Below are 15,681 nucleotides of genomic sequence, written 5' to 3' on the forward strand. Positions count from 1 at the left end.
TTCCCCCCTTTCAAGGAGCCCTGGATGACGGAGACTTGTGCGCCCGAGCAGGTACGCCGTGTGGCCTGCGTGGGCGCCGGTGTGATCGGCGGCGGCTGGGTCGCCCACTTCCTGGCCCGCGGCTACGACGTCACCGCCTGGGACCCGGCCCCCGATGCCGAGGCCCGGCTACGACGACTCGTGGAGGCCGCCTGGCCCGCCCTCGAACAACTCGGCCTGGCCCCCGGCGCCTCGATCGGCCGGCTGACCGTCACGGCGACGCTCGAAGAGGCCGTCGCCGAGGCGCAGTTCGTGCAGGAGAGCGCCCCGGAGAAGCTCGACCTCAAACTCGAACTGCTGACGAAGCTGGATGCCGCGACGCCCGCGGGGGTGGTCATCGCCTCGTCCACCTCCGGCTACCCGATGACCGACATGCAGACCGAGGCGGTCACCCCAGGCCGCCTGGTCGTCGGACACCCGTTCAACCCGCCGTATCTCATCCCGCTCGTCGAGGTCGTCGGCGGGGAGCGGACAGACCTGGAGGCGGTGCGCTGGGCGTCCCGCTTCTACGAGATGGCGGGCAAGTCCGTCATCACCATGGACCGCGAGGTGCCGGGCTTCATCGCCAACCGCCTCCAGGAGGCCCTGTGGCGCGAGGCCCTGCACATGGTCGCGAGCGGTGAGGCGACGGTCCGCGACATCGACCTGTCCATCACCGAGGGCCCGGGCCTGCGCTGGGCGATCATGGGGCCGATGCTCACGTTCGCCCTCGCGGGCGGCGAAGGCGGAATGGCCCATATGCTCGACCACTTCGGACCGTCCCTGAAATCCCCGTGGACCCGCCTCGAAGCCCCGGAACTGGACAAGGCGCTCTACGACGCCGTGGTCGCCGGGTGCGACGACGCCGCGGACGGCCGTACGATCGCCGACCTGGTCTCCGAACGCGACCGGGGTGTCATCGCGGTCCTGCGCGCCACCGGACGTCTGCCCGGGAGCGAAACCGGTACCGAGGCCGGTGCCGAGTGAGCCCGCCACACCCGTCACGCCTGCCGCTGTTCCGCGAGACCGTGCGCCCCGAGTGGATCGACTACAACGGGCATATGAGCGAGGCGTTCTACGTCCTGGTCTTCGGCTTCGCGACCGACGCGCTCATGGAGCGGACCGGCATGGACTCCGCGTACCTCAAGAGCACCGGCTGCTCGATGTACACGGTCGAGTCCCACATCCGCTATCTACGGGATGTGCCGGAGGGCGCCTCATTGGCGGTACGTACGTGCGTGCTGGGCGCGGCGGGGAAGAAGGCGCGCTTCACGCACGAGATGTACGTCGTCCCCGACCCGCGGGCCGAGCCGGGGGCGGATGCCGACCCGGTCGCCACCACGGAACTGCTCGCCCTCCATGTCGACCAGGAAGCCGGCCGTGCGACCGTGTTCCCGGACGCGGTCCGCGACCGCCTCACGAAGCTGACAGAGCAGCCGCCCGGGTGGGCGGGGCGCTCGATCACAGCGCCCTGACATAGCAGCGAAGCCGGTCCAGGGCGCGGCTGGGGAAGAGGCCGTAAGGGTCGGCGAAGGCGATGCTCTCGTGTGGCCGCGGCCAAGCACCGTGCGAGGGAAGAAGACGGCCTCGTCGAAGTGGTTCCAGGACTGGGTCAGGGCCACGTGGTCGACACCGGTGAGGGGCCCGGCGCTTGAATCGGTCTGCCGGGAGTCCTCGGCGGGCGGCCAGGCGTCGGTCCAGTCGGGCCACCTTGTGTGCCGGGTTGGCGCAGAGGAAAGCTCGGTGCAGTCGGGAGCGGCCACCGCCTCCAGCGGCACGTCCCGGACGCCGAGGTGCAGGGGCAGGACGGGGCGAGCAGCGAGCAACTCGGCTCAGGTGCTGTTCCCTTGGGGATGCTGCGCAGCCGCCGCTTGGGGACAGCCGAGAACCCATGACAGGAGCCCGAGAAGTCACGATGGCTGCGCAAGCTCCCAGTCGGATCGGAGTTGGGCAAACACGTGACAAGAGTCCAGCTGCTCGATTCCGGCCTTCTGGGACAGTATCCAGCTCGCCCCGATCGACTCCGTGCCGCCGACTGGGCCCTACCGACTGCGTCCCGCTTCCGCATGGACTCGCCCTTGAGCACGGCGGCGCGCCAGACCTCGGTGGGTGATCTTCGCTGTGACGTGCATGTCGCGCGGGCGTATTGATCGTTTCGGCGACAGCCCGCTGCGACGCTCGTAGGATGCCTAAATGCCCAAGCCGTTACGGATGAGCCGCTGCACGTGGGTTGCCGTGTGGGCGGTGCTGTGCGTGGCCGGCATCGCTGCCACCGCCGCACTGAACGCCTTTCCGGCGCCTGACCCGCAGCCCGAGAAGCCCGTCAGCGCCGAGTGCGCCGAGTACATCGCGGACATCGAGACGCAGCTGGCCAAGGCCAAGAGGGAAGGCAACGACGACGGCGTGCTGGCCTTCACTCGAACCCGGGCCGGCGCGGACGACTGCACCGATGAAGTTCTCGACCACTTCAGCGGCGACCGGTGAGCCGCCGTACAGCGCTGGCCGCGATGGCGGGCCTGGTGTGCGCCGGTGCCGTGGCGATCATCGCCGTGAGCGCCGCGAGGGAACCACAGCCGCAGCCCACTCCGCCGCGGGTGTACTCCTCCTGCCTGGCGGCCGACACCAAGCCGATGCCTGTGGGCGACGACCCGTGCGACGGCCGTTGAAGAACCACTGAGTGACTGTCCCCCGCAGGACGGCGACTGAGGCCCCTGCCCGCCCGCGTCCCTCCCGGCCAGCGCCTGCAGCCGGGAGGCCACGAGCGCCGCCCCGAGCCCCCGAGCCGAGCCAGGGCGCCGCCCGGGAACAGGCAGCGTGGGCGCGCCTCGCCGAAGTCGAGGCGCCCGCCGCCGAGGGCGGCGAGCACGAAGGCTCAGCACAAGCAGGAGCCGACCGAGCGCAACGTGGCCCAGCGTCGCGAGCGCCCGGCCCAGGGTGCGCCGGGCGCGGGGTGGGCGCACGTACCTTGGCCCGGGAGGGACCTCGTTGCCCTGCGGCAGCGTGGTCAGCCGTCGTGGCGGCGCAGGGCTCGGAGCCCGACGTCGTACGCCATCGCGCCGAGGGCGAGGACCACAAGCGGCCACACGAGCGGGGATGCTGCCGGGAGGGTGCCGTGGAGCAGGGCCACGCCGACGCTGCCGGTGCCGAGTACCGCGGTGCAGGCCGCAATCCCCGGCAGGCCGATCCGCAACACCACCACCCGGCGCCGGGCGGGGCGGGCTGCGACAGGGTCCGGGGGGCTCATCGGCCGCTCACCGCGATCGCCTCGGCGGCGGATGAGCTGCCGGTGATGCGCCCAGCAAGCCGCTTCACCTTCCGGCGAACCTCGTCGCCCTGCCTCTCCGGCTCCGCAGCACCAGCGGCCATGGCCGCTTCCGCCCAGGTGGTGATCCCCCCCCCGAGAGCGAGAGTCACCGCTCGCTCGGCCGGGGAGAGGGCCTTCAGAATCTCGATCATCGGCAACTCACCCCGGTCTGGCGCCGCAATTGGCGACTGCGGCCGCAAGAGGACCCTGCCTACACAGCCGCATCGGTGGGGGTTCCGTCCCGCTCCGGGAGCAGCTCGGGCATCCCCTCCACCAGCACCACGACGCCGATTACCTCACCGTCCTCGGAACGGCCGACCCACACCGGGTAGGTACCGTCCCCGGTCGTCGCGAAGGACATGAGCTCGCCGCCGGAAGCCTCGTCCCAGGTGCGCTGCATGAACATGGAACCGTCGTCGATGTTCTCGTACCCGTCCAGGTCCGACTCTCCCCGGATCAGCCCCCGCTCGAAGAGCGCGATGAGCGGATCCCAGGCCCCGGCGTCGGCGAAGCAGCCGGTGGCGCCGTCGGTGTGGAAGCCGGCTATTTGCTGCTCGATGAACAGCCTGAGATCGTCATCGAGACCGAGGGCCATCTCCCAGGTCGCTGCGGGGCTCTCGCTGACGAGCAGGCGGACGGCCGTGGGTTCCGTGGTCGTGACCTCGGCGTTCCGCCACTCGCAGTGGTAGCTGAAGCGGACCCGCGCCTCGTCGAGTACGTACTCCCCGGGCGGGACGGGGACCGTGATGCGCGGCCCGTCGCCGTGGTCGATGTCCGGGCCGGAGACGGCCAGCAGCCCGCTGGGTATGCGCAGGGTGCCGACTCGGCGCGGCTCCACGACGGTCATCTCGGGGTGGTACCCGTCGGTCACGCGCACCCCGGGCCGGAACAACTCGTTGATCGGCCCGGGCTGCGCGGGACGCGGCGGACGCCAGCAGGTAGCGGGGGCGTCTCCGTCACCTGGCTCGGCTGTCTCGGCCACCTCAGCCGCCGCGAAGCCCGGCGGCTCAATGAGCCCGTGGACCTGGGCCGAGAGCAGCGGCCACTCCCCGAAGGCGGGGCGGTCCATCCAGCGCTCGTCGTCCCGGAGTCCGGGCGAGGTGACGTAGGAGCCCCCGCCCTGCCCCTGCCGCTCCTCCGTCCGTCGGCCCCTCCCGTCCGGGAAAAGGTCCACGGTGATGCGTGGGCACGCCTTGTCGAACTGCGCCATCTCCGGGTGTGTGTAGTACCAGCCGACAGAGTACCGGCGCAGTAGCCGCGACGGGTCGTCCAGCAGCCGCATGTCCAGGTCGTAGGTGCGGCGGCCCTGGGCGTCGTAGACCCACAGCCCGACGTAGTGGTCCCGCCAGGAGACGAGCCGGACTTCCAGCGGAGCCTCCCGGCCCGGCTCCTGGTACACGACCACGTACGGAAGCCCGGCGGCATCCCGCTCCCGGGCCTCCTCGGCGGATATCGGCCGCCAGGGCGCACAAGCCTCCAGGTCCCACGCCTGCGCGTACCCCACCTCGACGACCATTGCCGCTCCTCTTCCTGCAACCTGCCTTGGTTCTGTGCTGAGCTGCAAGGTAGCCGCTGCCTGTGACAACGGGTCAGCCGCCGACTGCCGCCACCGCCCCCACCGGAAGTGGCTACTAGCTCTGTTCCTGCTCGACGCGGGTGTCCGCCTCGCAACGCGGGCGGTCCCCGCACCGGGTCGGCCAGCCCTGACGCGGCACGACGACGGCGTGCGCGCCGGGGTGGTGGCAGCTGCCGCACTTCACCATGGTGATCACCTCCTCTCACCTCTTGCGGTGCTCTCGCTCGAAGTGGGACAGGATCGCTCCGGTGGGAACCTGCGGGGCCGCTGCGGTGTCGTGATCGACGTGAACAGTGAACTACTCACTTCGGCGGCCAGTGCGGCCGGCGCCGTCGCGCTGGTTTTCGTCGGCGGATGGGACAACGCCCGGCGCACCCGGAAGGCGGAGGCCCGCAAGGATGCCGCGGCCGATCGTGCCGCCCTCGAAGCCCAGGCCGACGAGCTCGTGGCGGCGGTGCTCGCGTTGAAGGTTGCAGGGCACACGCACGATCAGTTCTTCGCGGGCTGGCAGGCCAAGGGCCGCCTTGCGGCGAACTGGCTGACTCAGGGAATGACCGTCGTGGCCTTCTCGCGCAGGGACGTGTATGCAAAGGCCCTGGCCTTTTTCAGTGTTGGGGACCGGCTTCTGGAGCGTTGGGACCGGGACACCGCAGCATCGGCGGCAGGGCTGGCCGCACCCTTGAGTCGGCTGGGAGCGGCTGCCGCACCCCTCATGAGGCGTGCGGAACCTGGGATCGCCGCCGCCGCTGAGGCCGTCTACGAGGCGGCCGTGGGGCACCACGGAGACGACGACCGGATGGCCCAGGCGCTGGAGACCTTCCACGCGGTGCTGCGCACTGCTCTGGAGCCGCCGCCCCCCCGCGGCCCGCTGGCGGGCCCTGGGGCGCCGCCGGCAGGCCGGGAGCGAGTAGCGGTTCCAGCCCTTGTTGGCCCTGTAGTCCTAGCTCGGACACCAGGGAGCAAGTAACCCGCCGGTAGATTCGGAGAGGCTTGGGCCTGGCGCCCCGGGGGCCGACGAATTCGGCACCGCTCCGCAGCTGTAGGCGGCGCTGTGGGTCCTGCTCGGCGTCCTGTAGTCGCCTATGGCAACATGCCGTGTCGGCCGCCGAGACCTTGAGCAGAGAGCACCCACCGCGTGTCTGTATCCCCCAGCGGGGTCCGCGGGACGACCATGACTGTGTGCTCGCCTCGCTGCTGCCCGGATTCCGTGAATTCGTCCGCGCTTCCGTCCCGGCCGATGGCGGCCTGCGCCCGCTGCGCGCCCCGGACGCCGGCGAGCACGCCGAAGACTGAACCGCCCCGAGGCGCCTGGCCGTTCGTCGTACCACCGCGCAGGCCGGGGCTTTGCCGCCCCGGGGAGCGCCGCGAGAAGCGGGCGACGGAGCGATTCAGGCGACGTCGGGGGCACCCTGGTGGGCGCTGAGCGCGTCGGCGGTGCTCGGGTAATGGGGCAGGAGGCTGTCCACTCCGGTGAGGGTGAGCATGCGCATCAGCCGGTCGGGGACGGCGGCCAGGGCCAGGGAGCCGCCCGCTTCCTGGGCGCCGTGCCAGATGCCGATCAGTGCGCTGAGGCCGGCGGAGTCACAGAAGCCCACACCCGTCAGGTCCAGGATCAAGTGGTGGTGGCCCTGGTTGATCAGCTCCAGCGCGCGGGTACGCAAGCCGGGTGCGGTATGCAGGTCGATCTCGCCGGTGACGGTGGCGACCGCTGCGGGACCGGGGGTGGCGGTCAGGGTCAGCTCGATGTCGTCGGTCATGGCGGTCAGTGCTCCTCGCCGGCGGGCGCGGCGGTGGTGTGGGCGGTGGATCTGGCCCCCGTCGCGGCGGCGGCCTGGTCGGGAGCGGGAACCGACAGAGCCAGCAGGGCGACGTCGTCACTCGCGCCCTGGGGCAGGGTGTCCAGCAAACCGACGGTGTCCTGGATCAACTGCGCCGCCCCACACGAGGCGGGACGAGCGGTGAGGAAGGCTGTCAGGCCCTCGTCTCCGAGCATGGCGTCGGTGCTGGTGTGTGCCTCGGTCAGGCCGTCGGTGTAGAGGAGCAGGGCCTGGCCTGGGGCGAGGTGGAGGGTGGTGGAGGCGAAGCGGGCGCCGGGGAAGGCCCCGATGAGCATGCCGCCCTTGGGGGTGGACCGCTTCCGCCCGCGTGTGCGTGGCGGGCCCGGCTTCGGGCGGGGCGGGGCTGAGGTGGTAGGCCGGGGGGTGCCCACCGGTGGCCAGCTCCACGGTGAAGCCCCCGGCCGCCTCAGGGGTGAGGGTGGCGAAGAAAGCTGTGCAGAACCGGCGGCCCGCCCACACATCGGCCAGCAAGGCGCTGTTCAGGGCCTCAAGTACCGCGACGGGGTCGTCCGTGTGCTGGGCGGAGGCCCGCAGGGTGTAGCGGGCCAGCGAGGTGATAGTGGCCGCCTCGGCGCCCTTGCCGCACACGTCCCCCAGGAACAATCCCCACTTCCCGGCGGGCAGGGGGAAGACGTCGTAGAAGTCGCCGCCCACGTCGTGCACGGACGCGGTGTGGTAGTGACAGGCCAGCTCCAGGCCGGGCACCGTCGGCAGCGCCGGCGGCAACAGAGTGCGCTGCAAGGTGGAGGCGAAGGAGGCGATCGCCGCCTTGTCCCTCTCCGCCTGCTCCCGGGCCGCCCGCTCAGCCTCGGCGGACCGCTGCTCCTGGTGCACGGTGCGCAGAGCGGACAGGCGCAGTTCCATCTCGTCCATCACGATCGCCGCCAGATCGGTCAGGGTGGCAGTCTGTTCGGAGGTGATGGAGCGGGGCTTGGTGTCCAGGATGTTGACGGTACCCAGCTTGTGCCCGTCCGCGGTGATGATCGGCGCGGCGGCGTAGAACCGCACGCCGAGCGGCCCGGTGACCAGCGGGTTGCCGCAGGCGACGTCGTCGAGCAGAGTGTCGGGAATGACCAGCGCATCGTCCCGCAGGACCGCGGAGCCGCACAGGCCCGGGTCCCGGCCGATCTCGCCGACCCCGTCCAGGCCGTGCGCGGCCTTGAACCAGATCCGGTCCTCGTCCACGATCGTCACCGTCGCCACGGGGACGTCGAACAGGCGGGCTGCCAGCGCAGCCACCCGGTCGAACGCGCCGTCGGGCGGGGTGTCGAGGATGTCGTAGCGGCGCACCGCCTGCATCCGGCCGACCTCGACGACCTCGTCGGGCACCAGATGCAGGCGCTTGTCAGCAGCGCCGTGCTCGGATGCCGAAGCCTGCTCGGGCATCGGCCTTCCACCTCCTTGACCTCCCGCAACCGCCGGGCGCGGCGCGGGCCAGCGGAAAGCCTAAGCGGGAACGGAGTGTGCGAAGGCCATCGGGTGGCACCTCACAGGATCACCACCAATGTCGACGGGCAGTGCTGCCGATGTTGTCGGCTGGTGAAGATCGCATGTCTTGGCGTCACGGGTCGAGGGCAGGCGTCTGGGGAGAACCCTGTCCCCGACGGAGTTGGTGATGACGACCTCCCGCACGCCGCAGCCGCCCGAGAGAAAGGGCGAGGCCTCGCCCGCCCACTTGCAGCAGGAGAACGACCAGCTGCGCCACGCGGTCGCCTATCGGCGCGGCCCACCACGGTGGGCGCCGTATCGATCTCCTACGCAACGCTCTACTTGAGCGTGCCGTCGTTGCCTTCGCCGCCACGGCAGCCCGTAGGAAAGGCGTTGTGGCCTGCCCTTCCTGCGGAGCTGCCCCAGGGGCGGGGGCTGCACGGCCCCCGACCCGGTCCGCCCTCACGTGATGAGCGGAACGACGACAGCCAGCAGCGCGATCCACAGCGACATGATGCTGAAGGTCACCATGCTCCCCCAGCCGATCGCCTTGTCCACCGGGGCGCCGAGCAGGCGAGCGATGCCGTACCCGATGAGGCCGGCGAGGGCAGAGAAGAGGATGCCCATACCGAGTACGAGCATCAGGAACATGAGCAGGCGGCTGGTCACGCGGCACCTCGCTGGGTGCGGCGGCGGGCGTCGGCCTTGGTGTGGAGCTGCTCGGGGATCCAAATGCGCCGCTCTCGGGCCGCGTCGTAAAGCGCCTTACAGAAGCGGGTCTTGCGCATGGGGACAGCGGCGTGGGTGATGTTCAGCTCGTCGGCGATGTCGGTGTCGTTGTAGCCCTCGACGGTCAGGCTGATGACCGCCCGGGTGACGGCGGGCTGCTCGGCCAGGATGTCCGCGAAGTTGGTGCTGAGCACCGCAGCTTCGGTCTCGGAGACGGAGCCCGCCGCCAGGAGCCGACCGAAGAGCCTCGGGTTTTCGCGCGCGGTCTCCGCGGCGCCGTCGTACAGCGCGTGCAGCTCCGCCCACCGCTGGCGGTTCTTCGCCCAGGTTGTGTACACCCGGCGGAACTCCCAGATGCACTGGCCCACGAAATACGTAGTCAGGCAGCTGGCTTCGACTCGGGCTCCTCCAGTTTCACAGGCTCGCGACGCTTCGGAACTACTCGTCTAGCTCCGCGGCGGGCTCAGTCGTATGCCTTAAAGCACAGCAGTGTGGCGCCGTCGTCCACCTTCTGGGACCAGTATGTGTTCGTGTCGTACTGCCCGGCACGGCAGTCCGCGGTGGTGCTGCTCGCCGTTGCCCGGTAGATGGCTGTGATGACGAAGATGTCGTTGTACGCGCTGGGGACCTGTCTGTCGGTGCAGTTCACGGACGACAGCAGCGCGATGCTGGCAGAGTCGCCGTCGTTGTCGGCGAGCAGGCAGTCGCCGTTGTGGTACTGGCCTTCGAGGCAAAGCGCGGTGCGCTCGCCGCTGCTGCTGGAGTAGTACGACCAGGTCGCCTGGTCCTGGGCGCTGTCGCAGTCGCCGGTGGTGCGGTAGACCCGCACGCGCGCGGTACTGCAAGGCGCCGTGTTCGGCTCCTCTTCGCTCCAGTCGTACTTTTCCTCGCCGCCGTACCCGGTGTCGACGACGTCCAGGCAGTCCCCGACCGAGACGGCCTTGAAGGCATCCTCGGTGGGGTCCGGCTCCGGCGAGCTGGTCTCCGGTTCGGGTTCGGGATCGTAGTCGTCCGAGCCGCCGCTCGACGAGGTGGAGAAGCCGTCGGAGCCGGACGAGGCATCGCCGCTGCTGCCACCGCTGACCAGGCCGGAGCTGTATGTCGGCTGGGGGCTGCTTTCCGGGCTGTCGTGCTTCTGCTCGTCCCAAGGCTGCCAGATCAGGAGCCCGATGATGACTGCGCCCACGAGCAGGCCGACCCAGCCTTCGGAGTTGTTCGATGTTTTCGAGGCGGACTTTGCCGGAGTCTTCGGTCTCGACGAGGCCGAGGACGTAGAGGGTGTCGAGGTTGAGCCCTGGGTGGAGGTCTGGGTCCCCGCCCGCGCCACGCGTTCGCGCTCCTTGCGCTCGTTCTCCTTGCGTTCCTTCTCCACGCGGTCAGCAGCCTTGCGCGCCTGCTCCAAGCGCCTGCGTTCCTCCTCCGCTCGGCGCCGCCGCTCCCGCTCCTCGGCCTCCGCCCGCTCCTCGGCCTGCTCCTGCGCCAGGGCATCCCGTTGCTTGCGTAGCGCCTCCAGTTGTTCGCGCATCGCGCTGACGGCCTCTTCCGAACCGTCGCGGTCAGACTCGGGCCCTACCTGCGTCCGTGCGTCGGCCGCGTCGAAGTCGACCATCCCGTTCTGTAACTGGCGCCCCTGCTCCGCGTACTCCTCGATGAGCGCGATCCACTCCGGCGGCAGCCACTGTGCGGCCTGCCCGGTCACCGTCAGCGGGCCGAGGCCGCGCAGGCAATTCCGCAGTACGTCGGCGGGTGCGGGCCGCTCCCCAGGCTCGGCCCGCAGCAACGGGAGGATCAACCCCTCCAGTTGCTTGGGAAGCCCCTCCGTGTCGAGCTCGGCGCGCTGAACGAGAGCAAGGAGCCCGATGGAGTGGTCGGTTTGCTCGTACGGGGGGCGGCCGACCGCGAGGAAGAAGAGTGTCGCTCCCAGCGAATACATGTCAGACGCGGTGGTGGACTTCTTGCCGGACGCCTGCTCCGGCGACGTGAACGGGAAGGTACCGATCGTCGTTGCGGAGCTGGTGTGGTCATGGGCGTGCGAGATACCGAAGTCGATAAGGCGGGGCCCGTCCCGGGTCAGCAGGATGTTCTGGGGTTTGACGTCCCGGTGGACGACCCCTACGCCGTGCAGCTCGACCAGCGCACGCGCGGCCTCGGCCGCGACCCAATGCACGGCGTCGGCAGGCAACGTCCCAGCCTCGCAGACGAGTTCGGCCAGACTGGGCGCCGGAATGAACTCGATGGCCAGCCACGGGCGCTTCGCCGTCGCGTCGGAGGCCAGGACCTTGGCCGTGGACGCGCTCTCGACGCGTCCGGCCAACGCCACCTCGCGGGCGAATCGGTCCCGGTCCGGCCTGCTGACGAAGCCCTCAGCGAGGAGCGTCTTGACCGCGACCAAAGGATGGTCCACCACGGTTCCGGTAGGCCCGGCTGCGTCCGCGGCGGCCGCCTCCTGCCGCGCGAGATAGATGCGGCCCATCCCGCCCGTGGCGATCCGCCGCAGCAACCGGTAGGGGCCGAGCCGCCGCGGATCATTCGATTCGAGTGAGTAGAGCTTCATTCCGGCCATGCCGTGTCACTCCCCATGCGCGTCCCCCATCGTCCTGTTGTCGCGTGCGCCCTTGCGGCCCTAGGCGCCCCCGAAATTCTGGGATCAAACCGTGCCACGATGCAGGAAGTTGGGGAATTTGGTGCGGCTGGAGTGGCCCTGACCATCCAGCGAAGCCAACTGAAGATGCGCCTGCCACGAGCGTTCTTCGACGGCCGGTCAGCAGGGTGCTGTTCCCTGCCTTCCACGCCTCGGTCGCACCGGGCCGCTCCACCACTACGGGGGAGCGGCCCGACGCGGCGCTCGTTCAGCCGGCGGCGGGCCGCCCTGCTCGACCTGTGCAGTGGGAGGGGCCGCCGACCCTGCTTCCGCTCCGGGAGGTGCTCGGTGATGTACGGCGCCAGAGGCAGAGGAAGCCGCAGTCGGAGCGCTGCCAGCCGACGATGCGGTCGGTGTCGTCTGAGCGGTCCCAGCGCATGGAGACTTCGTCGCCGTCGAAGCGCTGCCGGAGGGCAGGGGCGGCGCTGGTGAAGACCTGGACACGCAGCGCGTGAGGTTCTTCTGTGAGCGGCCGTGTCCTCGGCGTCGAGCCGGACCAGGCGTTGATGGATGGAGCGCACGGCGGGTGGTCGGTGACGGGCGGCGTTTCGATCTCCCACAGGGGCCGGCCACAGCGTTTGCGTTTGGCCCGGCGCCGGCCGGACAGCGGGAGAGCGTCGTCGTCGCGCCGCAGGAATCCGGGGCATGTGCCGAGGCGTCACCGCGCAGGAGGGAGGGGGAGAACGGGCGCATCGTCGGTCTGGATGCGGCGACGTCGCAGGCGTTGGCGCCGCGGTGGAAGGATCGGGCGGTGCGCGACCCTGGCAAGATCCTGCTGGATGTGGCGCTCGCGGTCGCCTTGAGCGGGGACCGTCTGGTCAAGGTCGGGTTGCTGCGGGGGATCCCGCCCTGTTCAGGCTGGTGGCCTCCGACACGGCCGTCTCCCCGCTTCACACTCGTCGCCGGCCACAAGCGCGCCGTGGTGGCGATCCGCACCGCCCGGCCCGAACGGAGGTTCCGGGGGTGCTCCCGCTGAGGGGATCCCCGCCCGGCGTGGATGGTGTCGCCCCTTGCCCGAGCCGAGGCCGAAGCAGGTGGAGGGCTGACTGCGGGCGGCCAGGTGCCTCGGTCGCGATCTCGGGCAGATCATCGGATGCGAGTCTTCCGGCCACCATGGGCCAGGCGGCCCCTTCCATCGGATCTGCCTCCGTCACGGGCTCAGCCTGGGTACGCCCCGTTGTCGAAGCGACTGTCTGGGAGACCGGTCCAGGTCCACTGCGACCTTCGCGGCACTGGGCATCCGGTCGTGCCGACGTGCGGACAGCCCGGAAGTCACAGAAGTGATCGCCCACCGGAGGGGCGGCGGTGCAGAGCGTGCGCCGGTGGGCCGCCACTTCATCGCTGCGGTTGTACGACCGCTGTTCGAGGTCGACGATTGTTACAGCCCTGCAATCGGAAGGAGGGCCATGAGCGAGCCGACGACCGATGCCCCGCCGATCGTGCTGATCCACGGGCTTTGGATGACCGCCAGAAGCTGGGATCGCTGGGCGCAGTACTACCGGGCGAAGGGCTACGAGGTGGTCGTGCCGACGTACCCAGGGTTCGAGATCGAGGTGGAGGCGCTGCGCGAAAAGCCCGAGATCATCGCCGCGGCATCCGTCCCCGAAACCCTCGACCATCTCAGCGACGTGGTCGAGAGCCTGGACCGTCCGCCGATCATCATGGGCCACTCCTTCGGCGGGACCTTCACCCAACTCCTGGTCAACCGAGGGTTGGGCGCCGCAGCCGTGACGATCGACTCGGCGCCACCCGAGGGAGTGCGGGTGAACCCACCGTCCCAGATCAAGTCCCTGTTCCCGATCCTCGCCAACCCGGCCAACCGGCACCGCGCGGTGGGCTTCACCAAGGAGCAGTTCCACTACGCGTTCGCCAACACGTGCAGCCGGGAGGAGTCCGACGCGGCCTACGACCACCTCCACATCCCGGCGCCCGGCAGCTGGGTGTGGGCCTACGGACTGATAGCCAACTGGAAGCCGGGCCACCAGGAGACCTGGGTCGACTACGACCTGGACGAGCGGGCGCCGCTGCTGTTCATCATGGGCGGCAAGGACCACCTGATGCCGCCCTCGGTGATCCGCTCCAACGCGAAGAAGTACCGCAACTCCGAGGCGCTGACCGAGACCTACGAGTTTCCGGACCGCTCACACTTCACCGGTGTCGAGCCCGGCTGGGAACAGGTGGCCGATTACGCGCTCGAATGGGCGACCAGCCACGCCCGAACCCCGACGAGCTGACAAACAGCCAGCAACGGCAACCCACGGCGCCTTATCGCCGCCCGGCGACCTGGCGCGAAGCGATCTGACGGGATGGCTGCTCCACCCGCAGTTGATCTCCCATACCTCACTCCCTTCACCGACGAGGTGAAGAAGTTCGCCGATGCCGTCACCCCCACGGGGTTGCACGGCCTCAGCGGCGGCCGGATGCCCGACGCACGGGAAGGTTTGCCATGAAGATCGTCGTCATCGGCGGCACCGGCAACATCGGTTCGAAACTCGTGCCGCAACTCGCCCAGCACGGCCACGACACGGTCGCGGCAGCACCAACGACAGGGGTCAACACCCTCACCGGCGAAGGCCTCACCGACGCACTGGCCGGCGCATCCGTGGTGATCGATGTATCGAACTCGCCGTCCTTCGAAGACAGCGCGGTGATGAGGTTCTTCGAGACCTCCACGCGCAATCTGCTCGCCGCCGAAGCCGCAGCCGGCGTCGCTCACCATGTCGCACTGTCGGTGGTGGGGACCGAGCGATTGCCCGAGAGCGGCTACTTCCAGGCGAAGGTCGCTCAGGAACAGCTGATCGAGAAATCCTCGATCCCGTACTCGATCGTGCACGCGACACAGTTCTTCGAGTTCGTCGTGAGCATCGCCGAAGACGCCACCGCCGGCGGCGCGGTCCGGCTGGCCCCGGTGCTCTTCCAACCCATCGCGGGCGACGATGTCGCCCAGGCGGTGGGCCGAATCTCGACCGGGTCGCCGCTGAACGGCAGGGTCGACGTCGCCGGGCCCGAGCGGTTCCGGATGGACGAATTCTTCCGGCACGCCCTAGCCGCCCGCAACGACCCGCGTGAGGTGGTCACGGACTCCCATGCCCGCTACTTCGGAGCCGAGCTGAGCGAGGGAACTCTGGTGCCGGGCAGTGACGCGATCCTCGGCGAGACCCGCTACAGCGACTGGCCGGGCCGGACAGCGGTCTGACGGTCCCCGACGTACACCTCCTGGGCCCCGTATCGACGAGGCGGAAGCGGAGCGCGTCGCGGCCATCGAAGCCCGCAACCGCGACCGCGTGGGACGGTTGCGTTCCTCCGCAGACAACGCGCAGGCGCACTGGCCGCCAGCACGCCGACACCGGGGACCTCGTCACCACCCGTCCAACCGCCAAGCCGGTGAACCTATGCGGTCACAGCACTAGCGAACGCAGCACCGGCACGGTGAAGCCCCCGGCTGCCAGCCCGCCGATGCCGCGCTGAACAGCTGGAGCCCCTCGCGGCAAAACGAGGGGCTCGTGCCGAAATCCGGGCCGCAACGCTCAGGGCGGGTTCGGTCTGCCGCCGGGAGGCACCACCGTGTGTGGTGAGCGGCCGCCACCGCGATCCGCCGAGCGCAGCGGCTCAGGAACCTGCCGACTGGGGGTGTCTCTTGCAGCGCGCAGGTTCTGATCAAGTCTGCTTCCCGTAAACGGGGGAAGCTCGCCCTGGTAGCTGTGTCCCTTGCACTGGCCATCCCTGGATTGACTGCGACCGGCGCGGTGGCCCAGGCAGAGAAGCACACTGCGGGTTCGGCAGGCGCCTCCTCACCAGCGGCTGATGCCATCTGCTGGAATGGCGGCCGGCTGGTCTTTTACACCTGTGACCCTCGGCGGGCGTTGCCGAGTTGCGGACCGAGCAGGGACGGTCTCTACGAGACCGATGCCATCGGTGACCGTTGGCCGTGCGGGCGTCGCAGGGACAGGAACGGCAAGTGGGGCTGGGGCTGGAAGAAGACCCAAGGGTGCCTCGCAGCAGCGGCCAACAACGAGCGATCCGCGGTGGCGCCGCGTCTGACTGCTGACTGCTGACCTTGTGAACAGTGAGTGGTACCGCAAACTGGCGGCACCACTCACTCCGGGTCGACGCCGAGTTTGCGGGCGGCCTCCTCGTGGTTCATGCC

The 15,681-nt window shown here is 69.9% G+C and carries 16 protein-coding genes and 3 pseudogenes; 8 read left to right on the top strand and 11 right to left on the bottom strand.

Translation table 11 applies throughout. The features are described 5' to 3' along the window. Positions 1-24 precede the first annotated feature (24 nt). The 4 genes from ABEA82_RS37740 to ABEA82_RS37755 all read left to right on the top strand — a co-directional run bounded on the left by ABEA82_RS37740 (position 25) and on the right by ABEA82_RS37755 (position 2,684). The gene (locus ABEA82_RS37740) at positions 25-1,005 is read left to right on the top strand and encodes a 3-hydroxyacyl-CoA dehydrogenase NAD-binding domain-containing protein (RefSeq protein ID WP_345666281.1); all 981 of its coding nucleotides are present in this window, start codon (positions 25-27) and stop codon (positions 1,003-1,005) included. Beyond that, on the top strand, positions 1,002-1,493 hold the full coding sequence (locus ABEA82_RS37745) for a thioesterase family protein (protein WP_345666282.1): 492 nt from the start codon (positions 1,002-1,004) through the stop codon (positions 1,491-1,493). Before ABEA82_RS37740 ends, ABEA82_RS37745 begins: the two co-directional genes overlap by 4 nt. A gap of 718 nt (positions 1,494-2,211) precedes the next feature. Then, positions 2,212-2,502: a hypothetical protein gene (locus ABEA82_RS37750; RefSeq protein ID WP_345666283.1), complete on the top strand. Its 291-nt coding sequence runs from the start codon at positions 2,212-2,214 to the stop codon at positions 2,500-2,502. Beyond that, a complete protein-coding gene (locus ABEA82_RS37755) occupies positions 2,499-2,684 on the top strand; it encodes a hypothetical protein (RefSeq protein ID WP_345666284.1) in 186 nt (61 codons plus the stop codon). Before ABEA82_RS37750 ends, ABEA82_RS37755 begins: the two co-directional genes overlap by 4 nt. Positions 2,685-3,022: 338 nt before the next feature. Here the strand turns inward: ABEA82_RS37755 and ABEA82_RS37760 are convergent, their stop codons facing one another. The 4 genes from ABEA82_RS37760 to ABEA82_RS37775 all read right to left on the bottom strand — a co-directional run bounded on the left by ABEA82_RS37760 (position 3,023) and on the right by ABEA82_RS37775 (position 5,094). After that, on the bottom strand, positions 3,023-3,262 hold the full coding sequence (locus ABEA82_RS37760) for a hypothetical protein (protein ID WP_345666285.1): 240 nt from the start codon (positions 3,260-3,262) through the stop codon (positions 3,023-3,025). Beyond that, entirely contained in the window at positions 3,259-3,474 is a 216-nt protein-coding gene (locus tag ABEA82_RS37765; RefSeq protein ID WP_345666286.1) for a hypothetical protein, read from the bottom strand. The genes ABEA82_RS37760 and ABEA82_RS37765 overlap by 4 nt, the downstream gene beginning before the upstream one ends. A gap of 59 nt (positions 3,475-3,533) precedes the next feature. After that, positions 3,534-4,838: a DUF4241 domain-containing protein gene (locus ABEA82_RS37770; RefSeq protein ID WP_345666287.1), complete on the bottom strand. Its 1,305-nt coding sequence runs from the start codon at positions 4,836-4,838 to the stop codon at positions 3,534-3,536. A gap of 115 nt (positions 4,839-4,953) precedes the next feature. Continuing rightward, the gene (locus ABEA82_RS37775; protein ID WP_345666297.1) at positions 4,954-5,094 is read right to left on the bottom strand and encodes a hypothetical protein; all 141 of its coding nucleotides are present in this window, start codon (positions 5,092-5,094) and stop codon (positions 4,954-4,956) included. A gap of 18 nt (positions 5,095-5,112) precedes the next feature. Between ABEA82_RS37775 and ABEA82_RS37780 the strand changes: the two genes are divergently transcribed. Then, positions 5,113-5,865 (top strand): hypothetical protein, encoded by a 753-nt coding sequence (locus ABEA82_RS37780; protein WP_345666288.1) that lies wholly within the window; start codon positions 5,113-5,115, stop codon positions 5,863-5,865. A 421-nt stretch (positions 5,866-6,286) separates the two neighbouring features. On the opposite strand, the gene ABEA82_RS37785 is transcribed toward ABEA82_RS37780, so the two are convergent. From ABEA82_RS37785 to ABEA82_RS37815, 7 genes and pseudogenes are all read right to left on the bottom strand, one after another. After that, a complete protein-coding gene (locus ABEA82_RS37785) occupies positions 6,287-6,655 on the bottom strand; it encodes an STAS domain-containing protein (RefSeq protein WP_345666289.1) in 369 nt (122 codons plus the stop codon). 5 nt (positions 6,656-6,660) lie between these two features. Next, positions 6,661-6,804: a hypothetical protein gene (locus ABEA82_RS37790; protein ID WP_345666298.1), complete on the bottom strand. Its 144-nt coding sequence runs from the start codon at positions 6,802-6,804 to the stop codon at positions 6,661-6,663. Then, positions 6,805-7,197: pseudogene (locus ABEA82_RS37795) on the bottom strand (SpoIIE family protein phosphatase); the annotation flags it as partial. It abuts the gene before it with no gap. Continuing rightward, positions 7,136-8,122 (bottom strand): annotated as a pseudogene (locus ABEA82_RS37800) (PP2C family protein-serine/threonine phosphatase); the annotation flags it as partial. The pseudogenes ABEA82_RS37795 and ABEA82_RS37800, both read right to left, overlap by 62 nt. Positions 8,123-8,626: 504 nt before the next feature. Then, positions 8,627-8,833: a hypothetical protein gene (locus tag ABEA82_RS37805; protein WP_345666290.1), complete on the bottom strand. Its 207-nt coding sequence runs from the start codon at positions 8,831-8,833 to the stop codon at positions 8,627-8,629. Continuing rightward, on the bottom strand, positions 8,830-9,231 hold the full coding sequence (locus tag ABEA82_RS37810) for a hypothetical protein (protein WP_345666291.1): 402 nt from the start codon (positions 9,229-9,231) through the stop codon (positions 8,830-8,832). Before ABEA82_RS37810 ends, ABEA82_RS37805 begins: the two co-directional genes overlap by 4 nt. Positions 9,232-9,356: 125 nt before the next feature. Further along, positions 9,357-11,456 (bottom strand): serine/threonine protein kinase, encoded by a 2,100-nt coding sequence (locus ABEA82_RS37815; RefSeq protein WP_345666292.1) that lies wholly within the window; start codon positions 11,454-11,456, stop codon positions 9,357-9,359. Between the two features lie 757 nt (positions 11,457-12,213). On the opposite strand from ABEA82_RS37815, the pseudogene ABEA82_RS38795 reads away from it, so the two are divergent. The 3 genes and pseudogenes from ABEA82_RS38795 to ABEA82_RS37830 form a co-directional block, all read left to right on the top strand. Next, positions 12,214-12,382 (top strand): annotated as a pseudogene (locus tag ABEA82_RS38795) (IS1380 family transposase); the annotation flags it as partial. Between the two features lie 558 nt (positions 12,383-12,940). After that, the gene (locus tag ABEA82_RS37825) at positions 12,941-13,768 is read left to right on the top strand and encodes an alpha/beta hydrolase (RefSeq protein ID WP_345666293.1); all 828 of its coding nucleotides are present in this window, start codon (positions 12,941-12,943) and stop codon (positions 13,766-13,768) included. 212 nt (positions 13,769-13,980) lie between these two features. Beyond that, positions 13,981-14,730 carry an SDR family oxidoreductase gene (locus ABEA82_RS37830; protein ID WP_345666294.1) on the top strand — a complete coding sequence of 250 codons (750 nt, stop codon included), beginning with the start codon at positions 13,981-13,983 and terminating at the stop codon, positions 14,728-14,730. The last annotated feature ends 951 nt before the right edge of the window (positions 14,731-15,681 follow it).

The organism is Streptomyces venetus (assembly GCF_039540295.1).
Classification (GTDB): domain Bacteria; phylum Actinomycetota; class Actinomycetes; order Streptomycetales; family Streptomycetaceae; genus Streptomyces; species Streptomyces venetus.

Bases quoted from the DNA above. Each gene is read 5' to 3' on its own strand.
- ABEA82_RS37740 (WP_345666281.1), top strand. From the start codon at position 25: ATGACGGAGACTTGTGCGCCCGAGCAGGTACGCCGTGTGGCCTGCGTG.
- ABEA82_RS37750 (WP_345666283.1), top strand. From the start codon at position 2,212: ATGCCCAAGCCGTTACGGATGAGCCGCTGCACGTGGGTTGCCGTGTGG.
- ABEA82_RS37760 (WP_345666285.1), bottom strand. From the start codon at position 3,262: ATGAGCCCCCCGGACCCTGTCGCAGCCCGCCCCGCCCGGCGCCGGGTG.
- ABEA82_RS37765 (WP_345666286.1), bottom strand. From the start codon at position 3,474: ATGATCGAGATTCTGAAGGCCCTCTCCCCGGCCGAGCGAGCGGTGACT.
- ABEA82_RS37770 (WP_345666287.1), bottom strand. From the start codon at position 4,838: ATGGTCGTCGAGGTGGGGTACGCGCAGGCGTGGGACCTGGAGGCTTGT.
- ABEA82_RS37785 (WP_345666289.1), bottom strand. From the start codon at position 6,655: ATGACCGACGACATCGAGCTGACCCTGACCGCCACCCCCGGTCCCGCA.
- ABEA82_RS37815 (WP_345666292.1), bottom strand. From the start codon at position 11,456: ATGGCCGGAATGAAGCTCTACTCACTCGAATCGAATGATCCGCGGCGG.
- ABEA82_RS37825 (WP_345666293.1), top strand. From the start codon at position 12,941: ATGAGCGAGCCGACGACCGATGCCCCGCCGATCGTGCTGATCCACGGG.
- ABEA82_RS37830 (WP_345666294.1), top strand. From the start codon at position 13,981: ATGAAGATCGTCGTCATCGGCGGCACCGGCAACATCGGTTCGAAACTC.